Annotated in this window: 15 protein-coding genes; 10 read left to right on the top strand and 5 right to left on the bottom strand. The window is 73.5% G+C overall.

Going from position 1 to position 14,616, the window contains the following annotated elements; all coding sequences use genetic code 11:
* The first annotated feature begins 6 nt into the window (after window positions 1–6).
* On the top strand, window positions 7–768 hold the full coding sequence (locus AB0I81_RS02340) for a TSUP family transporter (protein WP_360648507.1): 762 nt from the start codon (window positions 7–9) through the stop codon (window positions 766–768).
* A 54-nt stretch (window positions 769–822) separates the two neighbouring features.
* Here AB0I81_RS02340 and AB0I81_RS02335 read toward each other — a convergent pair whose 3' ends face one another.
* Together AB0I81_RS02335 and AB0I81_RS02330 are read right to left on the bottom strand one after the other, a co-directional pair.
* A complete protein-coding gene (locus tag AB0I81_RS02335) occupies window positions 823–1,968 on the bottom strand; it encodes an MFS transporter (RefSeq protein ID WP_360648504.1) in 1,146 nt (381 codons plus the stop codon).
* Window positions 1,965–2,717, bottom strand: a complete 753-nt coding sequence (locus AB0I81_RS02330; protein ID WP_360648501.1) for a DeoR/GlpR family DNA-binding transcription regulator — start codon at window positions 2,715–2,717, stop codon at window positions 1,965–1,967. Before AB0I81_RS02330 ends, AB0I81_RS02335 begins: the two co-directional genes overlap by 4 nt.
* A 44-nt stretch (window positions 2,718–2,761) precedes the next feature.
* Between AB0I81_RS02330 and AB0I81_RS02325 the strand changes: the two genes are divergently transcribed.
* The 4 genes from AB0I81_RS02325 to AB0I81_RS02310 are packed head-to-tail and all read left to right on the top strand — an operon-like array spanning window position 2,762 to window position 5,347.
* Window positions 2,762–3,736, top strand: a complete 975-nt coding sequence (locus AB0I81_RS02325) for a YafY family protein (protein WP_360648498.1) — start codon at window positions 2,762–2,764, stop codon at window positions 3,734–3,736.
* Between the two features lie 49 nt (window positions 3,737–3,785).
* Window positions 3,786–4,397, top strand: coding sequence for a LysE family translocator (locus AB0I81_RS02320; protein ID WP_360648495.1), 612 nt, complete (start codon window positions 3,786–3,788; stop codon window positions 4,395–4,397).
* Window positions 4,394–5,128: an alpha/beta hydrolase gene (locus tag AB0I81_RS02315; RefSeq protein WP_360648492.1), complete on the top strand. Its 735-nt coding sequence runs from the start codon at window positions 4,394–4,396 to the stop codon at window positions 5,126–5,128. The genes AB0I81_RS02320 and AB0I81_RS02315 overlap by 4 nt, the downstream gene beginning before the upstream one ends.
* 3 nt (window positions 5,129–5,131) lie before the next feature.
* The gene (locus tag AB0I81_RS02310; RefSeq protein ID WP_360648489.1) at window positions 5,132–5,347 is read left to right on the top strand and encodes a hypothetical protein; all 216 of its coding nucleotides are present in this window, start codon (window positions 5,132–5,134) and stop codon (window positions 5,345–5,347) included.
* Between the two features lie 20 nt (window positions 5,348–5,367).
* Here the strand turns inward: AB0I81_RS02310 and AB0I81_RS02305 are convergent, their stop codons facing one another.
* Window positions 5,368–6,558, bottom strand: a complete 1,191-nt coding sequence (locus tag AB0I81_RS02305; RefSeq protein WP_360648486.1) for an aminotransferase class I/II-fold pyridoxal phosphate-dependent enzyme — start codon at window positions 6,556–6,558, stop codon at window positions 5,368–5,370.
* A gap of 180 nt (window positions 6,559–6,738) precedes the next feature.
* On the opposite strand from AB0I81_RS02305, the gene AB0I81_RS02300 reads away from it, so the two are divergent.
* From AB0I81_RS02300 to AB0I81_RS02285, 4 genes are read left to right on the top strand one after another with little or no spacing between them, the layout of a single operon-like run.
* On the top strand, window positions 6,739–6,987 hold the full coding sequence (locus AB0I81_RS02300) for a phosphopantetheine-binding protein (protein ID WP_360648483.1): 249 nt from the start codon (window positions 6,739–6,741) through the stop codon (window positions 6,985–6,987).
* Entirely contained in the window at window positions 6,987–8,210 is a 1,224-nt protein-coding gene (locus tag AB0I81_RS02295; protein ID WP_360648480.1) for a beta-ketoacyl-[acyl-carrier-protein] synthase family protein, read from the top strand. The genes AB0I81_RS02300 and AB0I81_RS02295 overlap by 1 nt, the downstream gene beginning before the upstream one ends.
* 34 nt (window positions 8,211–8,244) lie before the next feature.
* On the top strand, window positions 8,245–9,321 hold the full coding sequence (locus tag AB0I81_RS02290) for a hypothetical protein (RefSeq protein WP_360648477.1): 1,077 nt from the start codon (window positions 8,245–8,247) through the stop codon (window positions 9,319–9,321).
* 34 nt (window positions 9,322–9,355) lie between these two features.
* Window positions 9,356–10,384, top strand: coding sequence for an NAD-dependent epimerase/dehydratase family protein (locus AB0I81_RS02285; protein ID WP_360648474.1), 1,029 nt, complete (start codon window positions 9,356–9,358; stop codon window positions 10,382–10,384).
* On the opposite strand, the gene AB0I81_RS02280 is transcribed toward AB0I81_RS02285, so the two are convergent.
* Window positions 10,326–11,147, bottom strand: coding sequence for a phosphatase PAP2 family protein (locus AB0I81_RS02280; protein ID WP_360648471.1), 822 nt, complete (start codon window positions 11,145–11,147; stop codon window positions 10,326–10,328). The two genes, AB0I81_RS02285 and AB0I81_RS02280, sit on opposite strands and share 59 nt — an antisense overlap.
* A gap of 156 nt (window positions 11,148–11,303) precedes the next feature.
* On the opposite strand from AB0I81_RS02280, the gene AB0I81_RS02275 reads away from it, so the two are divergent.
* A complete protein-coding gene (locus tag AB0I81_RS02275; RefSeq protein WP_360648468.1) occupies window positions 11,304–12,614 on the top strand; it encodes a wax ester/triacylglycerol synthase domain-containing protein in 1,311 nt (436 codons plus the stop codon).
* On the opposite strand, the gene AB0I81_RS02270 is transcribed toward AB0I81_RS02275, so the two are convergent.
* A complete protein-coding gene (locus AB0I81_RS02270) occupies window positions 12,583–14,592 on the bottom strand; it encodes an MMPL family transporter (protein ID WP_360648465.1) in 2,010 nt (669 codons plus the stop codon). The two genes, AB0I81_RS02275 and AB0I81_RS02270, sit on opposite strands and share 32 nt — an antisense overlap.
* Window positions 14,593–14,616 lie beyond the last annotated feature (24 nt).

The following is a 14,616-nucleotide window of genomic DNA, read 5'->3' as shown; positions in this document are numbered from 1 at the left end:
GGCGCGGTGGCGCTGGAACACGTCCTGCTGCTGCTCGTCGCGGCGGCGGCAGCGGGCTGGGTCGACGCCGTCGTGGGCGGCGGCGGGCTGCTGCAGCTTCCCGCCCTCCTCGTGAGCGGCGTCCCGACGGTCGAGGCGATGGCGACCAACAAGTTGTCGTCGGTGTTCGGCACCACCTCGGCCGCCGTGGCCTACGCCCGTTCCACCAAGGTGGACCGGCAGGTGGCGATCCCCGGCGCGGCGCTGGCCGTGCTCAGCGCCGGGCTGGGCGCGTGGGCGGCGGCGTCGATCTCGGCCGAGGTGCTGCGGCCCGCCGTCATGGTGGTGCTGCTGGCCGTGGCCGCGTTCGTGACGCTGCGGCCGAACATGGGCGCCGTGCCCGCGCCGCACCTGCGCACCGGGCCCCGGGTGTTCACGGCGGTCGCGGTGGCGGGCGTGGTGATCTCCTTCTACGACGGGATCATGGGGCCGGGGACGGGCACGTTCCTCATCATCGCCTTCACCACCATCCTCGGGCTCGACTTCGTCTCCGCCTCCGCCTCCGCGAAGATCATCAACGTCGGGACGAACGTCGGGGCGCTGCTGGTGCTCGGCTCGCAGGGGTACGTGAACTGGGCGCTCGGCCTGGCCATGGCCGTGTGCAACGTGGCCGGCGCCCAGTTCGGGGCGCGTACGGCGATCCGGCGCGGCACGGGTTTCGTCCGGATCGTGCTGCTGGTCGTGGTGGTGGCGATGGTGATCAGGCTGGGCTGGCAGCAGTTCGGCTGAGGTACGGGTTCGCGGGCCCCAGGCTTGGCGTGTACGGGTTCGCGGGCCCCAGGCTCAGCGCGTGGCCGGTTCCCGGGCCCGTACCCGCAGCGCCGTGGCCGTCAGGGCGACGAAGGCGGCCAGCAGCGCGGGGATGGCCAGCGCCCGGGGCAGGCCGGTCAGCTCGGCGACCGCCCCGATGAACACCGGCCCCGTCAGCATCCCCAGATAGCCGATCGAGGCCACCCGCGCCAGCGCCCGCCCGGCGAAGGCCGGGTCGCGGTGCCCGGCGGCCGAGAAGACCTGCGGCACGATGCACGACAGCCCGGCCCCGAACAGCCCGAACCCGACTACTCCCGCCACCTGGTGACTGACCAGCAGCGCCAGCCCGAGCCCGGCCGCCGCCAGCAGCCCGCAGCAGCGCACCAGGGCCACCGGCCCGAACCTGGCCGCCAGGCGGTCGCCCGCCAGCCGGCCCGCCGTCATCATGATGGAGAAGGCGGCGTACCCGGCGGCGGCCAGGCCGGGCGAGGCCGCCAGGTCCTCGCGCAGGTAGACCGAGCTCCAGTCGGCCGCCGCCCCCTCGCCCACCAGGCAGCAGAACGCCAGCACGCCCAGGAACACGATCCCGCGCGGCCGCCCGGACCGGTCCGCCCCGGCCGGGGCATCGGAGGGGCCCGAGCGCATGGCCCAGCGCGCCGCCCACGCGGCGAGCACCGTGATCACCGCCCCGACCACCCAGAACGTGACCGCCGCCGTCAGCTCGAAGTGCGCGAACAACCCGCCCGCCGTGGCCCCGGCGAACCCGCCGACGCTGTAGACGGCGTGGAAGGAGGACATGATCGGCCGCCCGTGCGCCCGCTCCACCTCCACGGCGTTGGCGTTCATGGCCACGTCCAGGAGCCCGTGCACGGCCCCGAACACCAGCAGCGCCACCGACAGCGTGAGGAGATCCGGCGCGTACGCGGGCGGCACCAGCACCGCCCCCTGGGCCAGGGCCGCCGGGATCACGGCCCTGCTGCTGCCGTACCGATCGACCAGACGACCCACGACCGTCATGCCGACGACCGCGCCCGCCGCCACGGCCAGCAGCGCGAGGCTGAGCTGGCCGTCGCCGAGTTCCAGGCGCTCCTTGATGGCGGGGATGCGCGCCGTCCACGTGCCGATCGCCGTACCGGACAGGAAGAACAGCAGGCAGACGGCCACCCGCTCGCGCGTCACGCGGCCTCCCTGACGATCACCTCGGCCGCCGTCAGCGCGTCGCGCTCCTCGGGCGGGATGCCGGGGTCGGTCACCACCACGTCCAGCCGGTCGATCGGGCAGACCGCGCCGAACGCCGTACGGGAGAACTTGGCCGAGTCGCACACCGCGACCACCCGCCGCGCGGAGGCGATGGCCGCCTGCTTGACCGCCACCTCGGGCAGGTCGTGCGCGGTCAGGCCGTGCCCGGCGGACAGGCCGCAGCAGCCGATCACCGCCGTGTCGAAGCGCAGCGCCCCGATCGAGGTCTCGGTGAGCGGGCCGGTGAGGTTCAGCTCGCCCTTGCGCACCTCGCCGCCCGGCAGCACCAGCCGTACGCGCGGCGCGCCCGCCAGCAGCGCGACCGCCTGCAGCGCCAGCGGCAGCACGGTCACGCGCCGGTCGATCAGCGCGCGGGCCACCTCCAGCGCGGTCGTGCCGCCGTCCAGGATCACCGCCTCGCCGTCGGCGATCAGGCCCGCCGCCTCCTCGCCGATGCGCCGTTTGGCCTCCACCGCCTCCCGCTCGCGCACCCCGAACGGCGGCTCCTCGCCGCGCAGCAGCAGCGACAGCGCGCCGCCCCTGACCCGGCGCACCACCCCCTGCTGGGCCAGCTCGTCCAGGTCACGCCTGATCGTCATCTCCGACACGCCGTGCTCGGCGGCCAGCTCGGCCACGGACACGCTGTCGTGCGTACGCAAGGTGCTCATAATGGCTCGCACACGTTCCATCTGTTCATACAAACACGACATATGTGCGCAATACAATCTGAAATATGCGAGCCAGCCGTCTGCTCTCCCTCCTCCTGCTCCTGCAGACGCGGGGGCGCATGACCGCGCCCGAGCTGGCCGCCGAGCTGGAGGTGTCGGTACGCACCGTCTACCGCGACGTCGAGGCCCTGTCGGCGGCCGGCGTGCCCGTCTACGCCGATCGCGGCCCGGCGGGCGGCTACCAGCTCCTCGACGGCTACCGCACCCGGCTCAACGGGCTGACGGCCGAGGAGGCATCCTCGCTGTTCCTGGCCGGGCTACCGGGACCCGCCGCCGACCTGGGGCTGGCCGAGGTGGCGGCCAACGCCGAGCTCAAACTGCTGGCCGCGCTGCCGCCCGAGCCGCGCTCGCACGCCTCCCGCATGCGCGAGCGCTTCCTGCTGGACGTGCCCGGCTGGTACCGCTCGGCCGACGACGTGCCGCATCTGGCCGAGGTTTCGGAGGCGGTGTGGGACCAGCGGCCGCTGCACATGACCTACCGGCGCTGGGGCAGGCAGGAGGTGGACCGGGTGGTGCACCCGTACGGGCTGGTGCTCAAGGGCGGCTCCTGGTACCTGGTCGCCGCGCCGCCGGACGGCTCGCCGCGCACCTATCGGGTGGCGCGCATCCTGACGCTGGAGACGCTGCCCGGGCGCTTCGTCCCGCCGGAAGGGTTCGACCTGGGCGGGTTCTGGCGCCAGTACGCCAAGGAGTTCCGCGAGCGCATGTACACCGCCGAGATCGTCATCAAGCTCGCGCCTGGGCGGGAGGACCTGCTGGCGTACACGATGGGCTCCGACGTGGTCGGCGCCGCGCTGGCCGCCGCCGGTGAGCCCGACGCCGAGGGCTGGCGCACGCTCACCCTGCCGGTCGAGTCGATCACGTACGCGCGCTGGCTGCTGCTGCGCATGGGCGCCGACGTCGAGGTGCTCGAACCTGCCGAGTTGCGGGAGCTGATGGCCGAGGCGGTCGGGGAGCTGGCCAAGTTGTACGGCCCCTGACCGAAAAATCAGGAGATATCGCGATACCGCGTCTGTCAACATGCCCCGCATGTACCTTCTCGCATTCGCGGGCGCGTGCGTCCTGGTGGCCATGGTGCCCGGGGTCAGCACGGCCATCATCCTGCGCCAGACACTGCGTGCCGGCCGGGGCTCGGGCCTGGCCGCCACCCTGGGCAACGAGACCGGCATCCTGCTGTGGGGCCTGGCCGCCGCGTTCGGCCTCTCTGCCCTGCTGGTGGCCTCGCAGGTCGCCTATGACGTCATGCGCGTGACCGGCGCCGTGCTGCTGCTCGCGATGGGCGTCCAGGCGCTGTGGCAGGCCCGCCGCAGCGCGCCGCCGCCCGAAGGGGAGGTCGTGCCCGGCCTGCGCGGGCCGTACCTGGCCGGCCTGGGCACCTGCCTGGCCAACCCGAAGGCGGCGGTGTTCGCGATGTCGTTCCTGCCGCAGTTCGTGCCCGCTGGGCAGGACGTGCCACTGACGCTCGTGACGCTGGCCGTGGTCTGGGTGGCGGTGGACCTGATCTGGTACGGGCTGCTCGTCTGGGCGGTGGCCAGGGCCAGGGACTGGCTCGGCAGACCGGCGGTACGGCGGCGGCTGGAACGGATCTCCGGCGTGGTGCTCATCGGGCTGGGCGTGCGGATGGTGGTGGAGTCGAGGTGACGATCTGGCACGCGGAGCGGGGCACGGGCGAGCCGGTGGTGCTGCTGCACTCGACGGCGGCCGACTCCGGCATGTGGGACGCCCAGTGGGAGGCGCTGGCCGGGCGTTTCCGGGTGGTCAAGGTGGACTTCCGCGGGTACGGGCGCACGCCGTACCAAGCCGATGGGCCCTACAGCGACGCCGGCGACGTGGCCGGGCTGCTGGCCGCCCTGGGCATCGGCCGGGCCGCGCTGGTCGCCTCATCAGGCGCGGCACCGGCGGCGCTGGAATTGGCCGCCGCCGGGCTGGCCGGGCGGCTGGTGCTGCTCAACCCCCTGTCCACGCTGGAGCCCACGCCGGACCTGCTGGCGTACTGGAAGGAGGAGGAGCACCTGCTGGAGGAAGGCGACACGCAGGGGGCCGCCGAGCTGAACGCGCGCACGCTGCTCGGGCCCGAGGCGACGGACGTGGCCTGGCGGCGCCTGGTGGCGATGCAGCGGCACGCGTTCGAGCTGCAGCTCGCCGCCGACCCCGAGCCCGAGCAGATCGAGCGGGAGGTCTCGCCCGCCGGCGTCGAGGTGCCCGCGCTGGTCGTCTCCGGGGCGCACGACCTGCCCTACTTCCGCGACAGCGCCCGGCACCTGGCCCGCGAGCTGCCCGCGGCGCGGCTGCTCGAACTGGGGTGGGCCGGGCATCTGCCGGCGCTCGAACGTCCCGAGGAGATCAATGCGCTGCTGCTGGATTACCTTTAGTGCATGACGGATGACCTGGCGACCCTCATGAGGCAGGCGCAGGACGACGACGACCCGCTGCTGGCGCTGCACGCCACCACCGCGTTGCGCCGTGAGATCGAGCGCCTGGAGGCGGTCCAGGTGCGGCGGGCCCGGGTGGCGGGACTGGCCTGGGCCCAGATCGCCGACGCGATCGGCGTGAGCAAGCAGGCGGTGCACAAGAAGTACGGCCGCCGCTAAGCCCTGTTCCCGGCGGTTCCTCAGTCCTTGATCGGCGCCACCCGGGCGGCCACCGCGGCCACCGCGGCGAGGATCCGGTCCACCTGACCGCCGGTGTGCGCCGCGGTGACGCTCAGGCGGATCAGCGCCGCACGTCCCGGAACGGCGGGCGGCAGCATCACGTTGGCCAGCACCCCCTCCTCCAGGAGCCCGGCCCAGAACCGGCAGCACGTCAGCGCGTCCCCCATCCGCAGCGAGACCGTCGGCGTGCCGCCCGCCGGGATGGCGAACCCGAGCGCGACCAGCCCCGAGCGCAGCCGTTCCGCCGCGGACAACACGGCCCGGCGGCGCTCGGGCTCGCCACGGATGATGCCCAGGGCCGTGAGCGCCGCCGCCGTGCAGGCGGGCGGCAGGGACGCCGAGAACAACGCGGCCCGCGAGCTGTGCCGCAGGTAGTCGATGACGTGCCGCGGCCCGGCGACGGCCCCGCCGAGCGTGCCGAAACACTTGGAGAACGTCACGGACTGCACGTCCACGGCGGACTGCAGGCCATGATGCTCGGCCGCGCCCCGGCCCCCCGCGCCCAGCAGGCCCGCGTCGTGCGCGCTGTCCATCACCACCCGCGCCCCGTGCCGCGCCGCGAGCTTGGCCACGCCCGGCAGGTCGCACAGGTCGCCGCCGACCGAGAACATGCCCTCGGTCAGCACGATCGCCCCCGACTCGGGCTCGACGGCCTCCAGCAGCTCCGCGAGCTGGCCCATGTCGTTGTGCCGGTATCGCCGCAGCTGGGCCTGGCCGAGGCGGGCGGCGTCGATCAGCGAGGCGTGCGCGTGCCGGTCGGCGAGCAGCACGTCGCCCGGCCCGAACAGCGCGTTGAGCGCGAGGTTGGCCTGGTATCCGGTGGAGACCACCATCGCCGCCTCATGATCGAGGAAGATCGCCAGCTCCTCCTCCAGCCCCTGGTGCAGGGCCAGCGTGCCGTTGAGCGCCCGCGAGCCCGAGTTGCCCGCGCCCAGCCGGCGCAGCGCCCGCTCACCCGCCTCCTTCAGCCGGGGGTCGTCCGACAGCGCCAGATAGTCGTTGGAGCCCGCCATCAGCACCCGGCGCCCGCGCACCACCACCTCGCCCCCGCCGGGACGCTCCTCCACCGGCAGGTAGAAGGGGTAGACGCCGGCCGCGGCCAGTGCCTCGAACTCCTCGGGGAGCCGGCACTTGCTGAACGGGTCCGTCACTGCGCGGCACTCACTTTCCGGCTCTGTCCGAAGCATTCCGGCGACTCACTCCGCATCGGGCGATCGTAGCTGACAGTACTGGGCCGTAATAGTAGAGTAATCGCCGCTGGTCCGGATCACGCTTGCCCGTGCCCCCAGCCCCCACAGCCCGACTAGGCAGCAGCCGGCAAGGACGTACGCATGACAGAGGACGAGATCTTCCACGAGCTGCGCACCATCTGCGCCAGGATCCTGTCGGTGGACGCGGAGCTCATCACGCCCGACACCGACCTGCGCGAGGAGCTGGAGGCCGACAGCCTCGACATGGCCGAGCTGGCGGCGGCCAGCGAGGACCGCTTCCGGTTCGCCGTCGATCTCGACACCGCCAAGCAGGCGCGCACCCTGGCCGACGTCGCCACCCTGGTCCTGGCCGGGGCCCAGGCGCGTTGATGCGCGGACAGGTCCGCGTCGCCGTCACCGGCCTGGGCGTGCGCACCCCGGCGGGCAACGACCTGGCCACGTTCTGGGACACCCTGGTCGCCGGGCGCTCCACGGCGCGCACGATCACCTCCTTCGACGCCGCCGGCCTGCCGGTCGGCTTCGGCTGCCAGGTCCCCGACTTCGACACCGTCCCGTACGTGACGGGCAAGCAGGCGCGGCGGATGGACCGTGCGACGTTGCTGGCCGTGTGCGCGGCCGACGACGCGATGGCCGATGCGGCGGGTGGGGGTGAGCCGAGCGTCCCGCCCGAGCGCCGCGCGGTCGTCACCGGCACCGCGCTGGGCGGCTCGGCGACCAGCGAGGCCACCCTGCTCGGCGACGGGCAGCCGAGCGCGCTCTACATACCGCGCACGATGCCCAACGCCGCCGCCGCGTTCGTCAGCATGCGCCACCGCATCCTGGGGCCCAGCCTGACCGTCTCCACGGCGTGCGCCTCGGGCGGCCACACGATCGGCGAAGGGCTGCGCCTGCTCCGTGACGGCTCGGCCGACCTGGTGATGGCGGGCGGCACCGAAGCCTGCCTCACGCCCACGACCCTGCTCGCCTTCCACCGCTGCGGCGCGCTGTCGCAGCGCACCGCCGAGCCCGAACGCGCCTCGCGTCCCTTCGACGCCACCCGTGACGGGTTCGTGCTGGCCGAGGGCGCCGCCTTCGTCGTGCTGGAACGCCTCGATGACGCCGTACGGCGCGGCGCCCGCGTCTACGCCGAGCTGGCCGGCTACGGCCGCACCTCCGACGCCCACCACCTGACCTCGCCCGACCCCAAGGGCGAGGGCGCGGAACGATGCATCCAGCAGGCGCTGGCCGACGCGGGACTGTCCCCGGGAGACGTGGCGCACGTCAACGCGCACGGCAGCGGCACCCCGCTCAACGACGTCACCGAGGCCCAGGTGATCGCCCGCCTGTTCGGGCCCGGCCGGGTGCCGGTCACCTCGACCAAGAGCGTGCTGGGCCACGCGATCGGCGCGGCCGGGGCGATCGAGGCCGTGGCCGGCGTGCTGACCCTGCACGAACGCCTGATCCATCCCACCATCAACCTCGACGTCCAGGACCCCGCGTGCGAGATCGACGTGGTACGCGGCCCGCGCCCGCTCCTGCCCGGCGCCGTCGTGTCCAACTCCTTCGCCTTCGGGGGCCACAATGCGAGCCTCGTCTTCACCGCTCACGGCTGAGCCCGTCAGGGGGCGCCGGCGGCTCACGGAGTTCGTGGAGCTGCCGTACCGGCTGCACGGGCGCGACCCGTGCTTCGTGCCGCCGCTGCGCGGCGAGTGCCGGTGGCTGCTCGATCGGCGGCGCAACCCGTTCTTCGCCTACGGCGCGGCCGAGCTGTTCACCGTACGGCGGGGCGGGCGCGTCGCGGGCCGGGTCGCCGCCGTGCACAACCCGCGCCACAACGAGACGCACGGCAGGTCCGACGGGTTCTTCGGCCAGTTCGCCTGCGCCGACGACCCCTCGGCCGCGCGTGAGCTGCTCGACGCCGCGGCGGGGTGGCTGCGCCGGCGCGGCCTGCGGACCATGCTCGGGCCGGTCAACTTCACCACCAACGACGAGTGCGGCGTGCTGGTGGACGGGTTCGGGACGCCGCCGAGCGTGATGATGCCCTACAACCCCGCCTATTATCCGGCGCTGCTGGAGTCGAGCGGGCTGGGCAAGGCGAAGGACCTGTGGGCCTGGGAGGTGGGCGGCGAGGAGGCGGGGGAGCGGCTGCTGCGCGTCGCGCGGTGGGCCGAGCGGCGCCGCCAGCTCACCGTGCGCTGCCTCGACCCGGCCCGCTTCGACGCCGACCTCGCCGGCGTCAAACACGTCTTCGACCGGGCCTGGCGCGGCAACTGGGGGTTCACGCCGATGACGGAGGCGGAGTTCGCCGCCGCCGCCGGCCGGCTGCGTACGATCATGAATCCCAAGCTCGTGCTGATCGCCGAGGTGGCGGGCGAGCCGGTCGCGGTGGCCTTCGTGCTGCCCGACCTCAACCAGGCCCTGTCCGCCGCGCGGGGCCGCCTGGCCCGCTTCGGGGTGCCGGTCGGGCTGGTCCGGCTGTCCCTGGCCGCCCGCCGCATCGACCGCGTACGGGGCGTGCTGTTCGGCGTCGTCCCCGAGCTGCGCGGGCACGGCGTCGAAGCCGTGCTCTTCGCCCGCGCCTTCGAGGCGATCACGGCCGGCGGGTATCGCGGCGGCATCGAGCTCGGCTGGACGCTGGAGGACAACCAGGACATCAACCGGTACCTGGAGCAGGCAGGCTGCACCCGAGCCAAGACCTACCGCATCTACGGCCGCGCACTGTGACCTCCCGGCCCGGTTGTCCCCGGGGGCGGTTGCGGTGACGCGTTACCTGGTCACCGGTGCCACCGGGTTCGTGGGGCGGCGGCTGACCCGCATGATCCTCGCGCGCGGCGACACCGTCACCGCCCTGGCCCGTCCGTCGGCCCGCGCCCGTGAGCTGCGCGAGCTGGGGGCCGAGGTGGTGCTCGGTGACCTGGCCACCGGGCGCGGCATCAGCCAGGCGGTGCGGGGCGCCGACCGGGTCATCCACCTGGCCGCGACGCTCAGGGCCCGGACCGCCGCCGAGTACCTGGCCGTCAACCGCGACGGCGTCGCCCGGCTGGTGCGCGCGCTGGCAGTGGCGCGCCGCCCGCCGCGCTTCGTGTTGTGCTCCTCCCTGGCGGCGGGGCCGGCGATCTCCCTGTACGGGGCCAGCAAACGGGCCGGGGAGCAGGTGGCCGGGGAGCATGCCCGCCGGGTGCCCACGGTCGTGCTGCGGCCCGGCATCGTCTACGGCCCGGGGGAGTCCGCGTTGCTGCCGGCCCTGCTGCCGATGATCCGGCTCGGCGTGGTCATCAAGCCCGGGTACGGCCCCCGCCGCTACGGCCTGGTCTACGTCGACGACCTGTGCACCGTCCTGCTCGCCGCCGCCGAACGCGGCCCCGTACTCAACCCGGTCGGGAGCCCCGCTGGAAGCCGGGTCGGGAGCTGCGCCGGGAGCCGCGCAGATGACGCTGCCGATGACCCCGCCGGCGATCGCATCGGCTGTTATCCGATCAGCGACGGCAACGCCTACGACTGGGCCGACATCTGCCGGGCCCTGGCCGGTGCGGCCGGCTGTCGTGAGCCGCTGGTGGTGCCGGTGCCCGTGACGGCTGTGCGCGTCGTGGCCGCCCTGTCCGAGCTCGCCTCACGGGGGGCGGTTCCGGTGCTCAACAGGGACAAGGCCCGCGAGATGCGCCGCGCCGACTGGACGTGCGTGCCGGATGATGCCGTGCGTGAGCTGGGCTTCGTGCCCGCCACCGCGCTCAGGCAAGGGTTCGAGGCCGCGCTGGCGGCGCCGGCCGGGCCGCGAACCGCTTCGTGACGGCGTACACGGCCAGCGCCACCGCCAGCCCCGCGACCACGTCGGACAGGTAGTGGTACCAGTCGTAGACGACGGCGACCGTCAGCCCTGCGGTCAGCGCCCACAGCAGGCGGCGGGCGATCTCGGAGACGTGCCGGCGCAGGCACAGCAGGGTGATCCAGGCGCCCGCCACGTGCGCCGAGGGGAAACACGCGCCGGGCGGGTCGAACGTGGTCATGATGTGGTTCTGCAGGGCCGTGATCACGTATCCGGCCGGGCGCTCCCCGGCGAACTCCCCGGCCGCCGGGCCCGCCAGTGGCACGGCGATGAACCCGACGTAGCAGGTGAGCAGCGCGGCCATCACGGCGAACAGGTAACGCTCCGCCAGGGGCCGGCGGCCGCGGACGTACAGGATGATCGGGAGGAAGAAGCAGCCGTAGTAGCAGAAGTAGCAGAACGTCAGCAGCTCGGTCAGCGGCGGGACCGCGATGGCCCCGACGGCGAGGTTGGGGGAGAAGCCGAACAGCGCCTGCTCGAAGGCGCGCACGCCGTCGTCCACGTAACGCCCGTGCAGGGCGAGGACCGTCCCGGCGGCGGCGTTGTAGGCGAAGGGGAGCAGGAGCAGCGGCCCGGCGAACCGGACGAGCGACACCGCCCTGCTGCCGGGGAAACGCCGGTGGGCGTGCGCGAGGCCGAGCAGGAGCAGGGTGCCGAGCGCGTATCCCGCCATCAGGGCGGGGCCGTCGGCGAGCCGGTCGAGGGAAAAGGACGCGATAAGCGCCATGAGTCCGAAATAGCCCATGAGAAGCGCTTCAACCGGTCGAATTTCCACTCGGCCCTCCGATATTCCAGGTGACGCGCGGGAGGTCCCAATATAGCGGTGGCACGTGCGGCGGAAATTCCTGCGTACGGCGGACCGTGGCGAATAACGTGGCCAAGCATGAATAATGAATTCCTGCCCGGCGCGGTGCCGCTGACCTTCGGCGACCGATATGTGATCCGGCTCGGCGCGGGCGCGGTCTGCGACTCCCGCATGCACAACGGCATCGCCGTCCGCCGGCCGGGACCCGCGCCCGAGCTCGCATCGTTGTGCCGGCTGGTCGGCGAGGCGGTGCGCGTGCGGGCACCCGCGCTGGCCTACCGGCCGGCCGGGGGCCCGCTGCGCAGGCGATGGGAGCCCGATCCGGCGTTCGATCCCGCTCACCACGTCGAGTTCCACCCGCTGCCGGCGGGGGTCTGTGTCCATCAGGCGGTCATGGACGCCATGCGGGTCCGGCCGCTGTCCCGGGACCGGCCCCTGTGGAGCCTGATGGTGCTCCGGAGGGCGGATGGCGGGGAACACGTGCTCTGCTACCGGGCGCACCACGCGTTCCAGGACGGCATGGGGACCATCGGGGCCGCCCACGTTCTGCTGGGAGCCGGCACGCTGCCGGCTCCCGGAGCTGAGGGGGCGTACCGGAAGCCGCCGGGGTGGAGGCGGCAGGCACTGGCGGACCTGCGGCGGCTGGCGACCCCGCAACCACGCTGGTTCGATGTCCGCGACGGCGGCTCACCGGATCTGCGGCTGCAGGTGATCGCCCTGGACAGGGCGCCGTTCGACGACATCGCCCGCGCGAGCGGCGCCACCATCGCCCAGATCGGCCTCACCGTCGTCACCGGCGCCCTACGCTCCTGGAACCCACCCGCCTGGCCCACCCTGACCGGCGACTCCCGGACCGGCGACTCCCGGATCAGCGACACCCTGACCGGCGGCTCCCGGGAGCTGGTGGTGGCGTTGCCGGTTGGGCTGCGCGGGCAGCGGCAGCACACGGGGATGGGCAACCACACCGCGCTGCTGCCCATCACCCTCCCCTGCGACGAGCCCGCCACCCTGGCCCGGCTCGGACGGGTCGCCGAGCAGACCACGCTCCAGCGGCTGGCGCAGGCCCGCCGGGCCGGCCGCGAGCTGTACAGCCTGGCCCCCGGAGTGGCGGCGCCGCTGCTGCGGTTGTTGTCACCGCTGTTCAGGAAGGGTTCGCCGAGGAGGCTCAGCGTGACCGCCGTTCCCCTGCCCAAGGTGTTCGCGGCCCCGGGCGAGGTGTTCGCGGTCCCCGGGCTGGTGCCAGGGTTGGCCGGCATGGTGGTGATCCTGCCCGGCGAGGAGACCGTGTCGTTCTCGGGTGTGTTCGACCCAAGGGTGGCGCGTTCAGAGGACCTGCTCGGTCTCCTGGAGCAGGAGCTCAAGGAGTTGCACGCGCAGGCCACCAGATGAGCGGCCCGATGTGGTGGGCGAGGGCCGGTACGAGGAACGAGCGCACGATCACCGTGTCGATGACGACCCCGATCGCCACCAGCAGCCCGAGCTGGACGATCGGCACCAGCGGCAGCACGGTCAGCACGAAGAACGCCGCCGCCAGCACGACCCCGGCCGCGGTGATCACGCCGCCGGTGGCGCGCAGCGCGTGCAGGGTCGCCTCGCGGGTGTCGAGCCGCAGGGCCTCCTCGCGTACGCGGGCCATCAGGAAGATGTTGTAGTCGATGCCGAAGGCGATGAGGAAGACGAACGCGTACAGGGCGAACGACACGTCCATCACCGGATAGCCCAGCAACTGGGTGAACAGCGCCGAGCACAGCCCCAGCGTGGCGGCGAACGACAACACGACCGTGCCCATCAGCAGCAGCGGCGCGACCAGCGAGCGCAGCAGGACGACCAGGATCAGCGCCACGACCGCCAGGATCAGCGGCACGACGAGGAAGGCGTCGTCGAGTGCGGCGTTCCTGACGTCGAGGAGTTCGCTGGTGAACCCGCCGAGCAGGGCCGCGCCCGCGGCGGCGCCGCGTACGGCCGTCCGCAGGTCCTCCACCAGGCGCTGGGCGTCCGGCGTGTTCGGCTCGGCGGCCAGCACCACGTCGAAGGTGCGCCAGGGGGCGGGCGGCCCGGGGCGTACGGACACCACGCCTTCCGCGCCGCGCACCGCCTCGCCGACGGCGGCGCTCTTGTCCTGCCTGGCCAGGACCACGACGGGGGCGCTGGCGGGGTAGTGCCGCCGCAGGGCGTCGTAGCCGTCCACGGAGTCGGTACGCATGGTGAACAACGACGACGGCGGGATGCCCGAGGCGTCGAGCGTGGTCAGCCCCATGCACAGGACGGTCAGGAGCAGGGCCGAGGCCGCCCAGGACAGGCGGGGCCACTGGCCGACGAAGCCCGCCACGCCCTGCCACAACCCGTCGCGCGTGACGTGGCCGGGGCGCGGCGTGCTCGGCCAGAACGCCCGCCGTCCGCCCAGGAGCATCAGCGCGGGCAGCAGCGTCACCATCACGCCCATCGTGATCAGGATGCCGATGGCCGCCGCCGCGCCGATCGAGCGCAGCGCGTGGGTGTCGGCGACGACGAGGCAGCCGACGCCGCCCGCCACCGTGAGCGAGGAGGCGACGACCGTGCGGATCCCGCCCGACAGCGCCGCCTTCAGCGCCGCGGTCTCGCTCGCCGTCACGCGCAGCCGCTCCCGGTAGCGGGCGACGAGCAGCAGCGCGTAGTCGGTGGCCACGCCGAACACCAGCACGGTGAAGATCTCCGGCGTGGCGGCCCGCAGCGTCATCACGCCGGTCCGCGCGAGCGCGTAGACCGCCGCCGCGGAGCACAGGTAGGCCACGATCACGGCGAGCATGGGGATCACCCACAGGACGGGGCTGCGGTAGACGGCCAGCAGCACCAGCAGCACCACGCCCACGCTCAGCGCCAGCAGCGTGCCGTCCACCCGGCGGAAGGAGTCGACGTAGTCGGCCGCCGCCCCGCCCGCGCCGCTCACGTGGGTGACCAGGCCGGGCGGGCTGCCCTCCGCCGCGATCTGGCGCAGCCGCTCGACCAGCGGGCTGACGAGCACGCCCGGTTTGCCGGACATCAGCACGGTCGTCTGCAGGGCCTGCCCGTCGGCGCTGGGCACCGGATCGGAGGCGGTGCCTATGACGTCGGGCACCTGCGGGAACTCGCGCAGGTCCTGCCGCGCCGCCGCGAGATCTCCCGCCTGGAGCAGCCCCGGCCTTTCGTAGACCACCAGCGTGGGCACCACCCTGCCCTCCTGCTTGGCCAGCAGGTCGAGCACGCGGGCGGATTCGGCGCCCCTGGCCAGCATGGAGGTGCCGCTGGTGATGCGGACGTCGTCGAGTGGGCCGCTGGCGAGCACGGCCGCCACGGTCAGGGCCACCCACCCGAGCACCACACCGGCCGCGATCTTCCGCGCAACCCCCATACGAAACAAACGCGAAAAAACCAT

Origin of the sequence: Nonomuraea sp. NPDC050404, assembly GCF_040655495.1 — a bacterium.
GTDB lineage: Bacteria > Actinomycetota > Actinomycetes > Streptosporangiales > Streptosporangiaceae > Nonomuraea.
Note: the sequence above shows the minus strand (reverse complement) of the source record. Positions and strands in the feature narration are given on the sequence as shown.

Coding starts and splice junctions, on each gene's coding strand:
- AB0I81_RS02310 (WP_360648489.1), top strand. CDS start 5,132: ATGACGGATGACCTGGCGACCCTCATGAGGCAGGCGCAGGACGACGAC.
- AB0I81_RS02295 (WP_360648480.1), top strand. CDS start 6,987: ATGCGCGGACAGGTCCGCGTCGCCGTCACCGGCCTGGGCGTGCGCACC.
- AB0I81_RS02330 (WP_360648501.1), bottom strand. CDS start 2,717: ATGGAACGTGTGCGAGCCATTATGAGCACCTTGCGTACGCACGACAGC.
- AB0I81_RS02325 (WP_360648498.1), top strand. CDS start 2,762: ATGCGAGCCAGCCGTCTGCTCTCCCTCCTCCTGCTCCTGCAGACGCGG.
- AB0I81_RS02270 (WP_360648465.1), bottom strand. CDS start 14,592: ATGGGGGTTGCGCGGAAGATCGCGGCCGGTGTGGTGCTCGGGTGGGTG.
- AB0I81_RS02320 (WP_360648495.1), top strand. CDS start 3,786: ATGTACCTTCTCGCATTCGCGGGCGCGTGCGTCCTGGTGGCCATGGTG.
- AB0I81_RS02280 (WP_360648471.1), bottom strand. CDS start 11,147: ATGGCGCTTATCGCGTCCTTTTCCCTCGACCGGCTCGCCGACGGCCCC.
- AB0I81_RS02300 (WP_360648483.1), top strand. CDS start 6,739: ATGACAGAGGACGAGATCTTCCACGAGCTGCGCACCATCTGCGCCAGG.
- AB0I81_RS02275 (WP_360648468.1), top strand. CDS start 11,304: ATGAATAATGAATTCCTGCCCGGCGCGGTGCCGCTGACCTTCGGCGAC.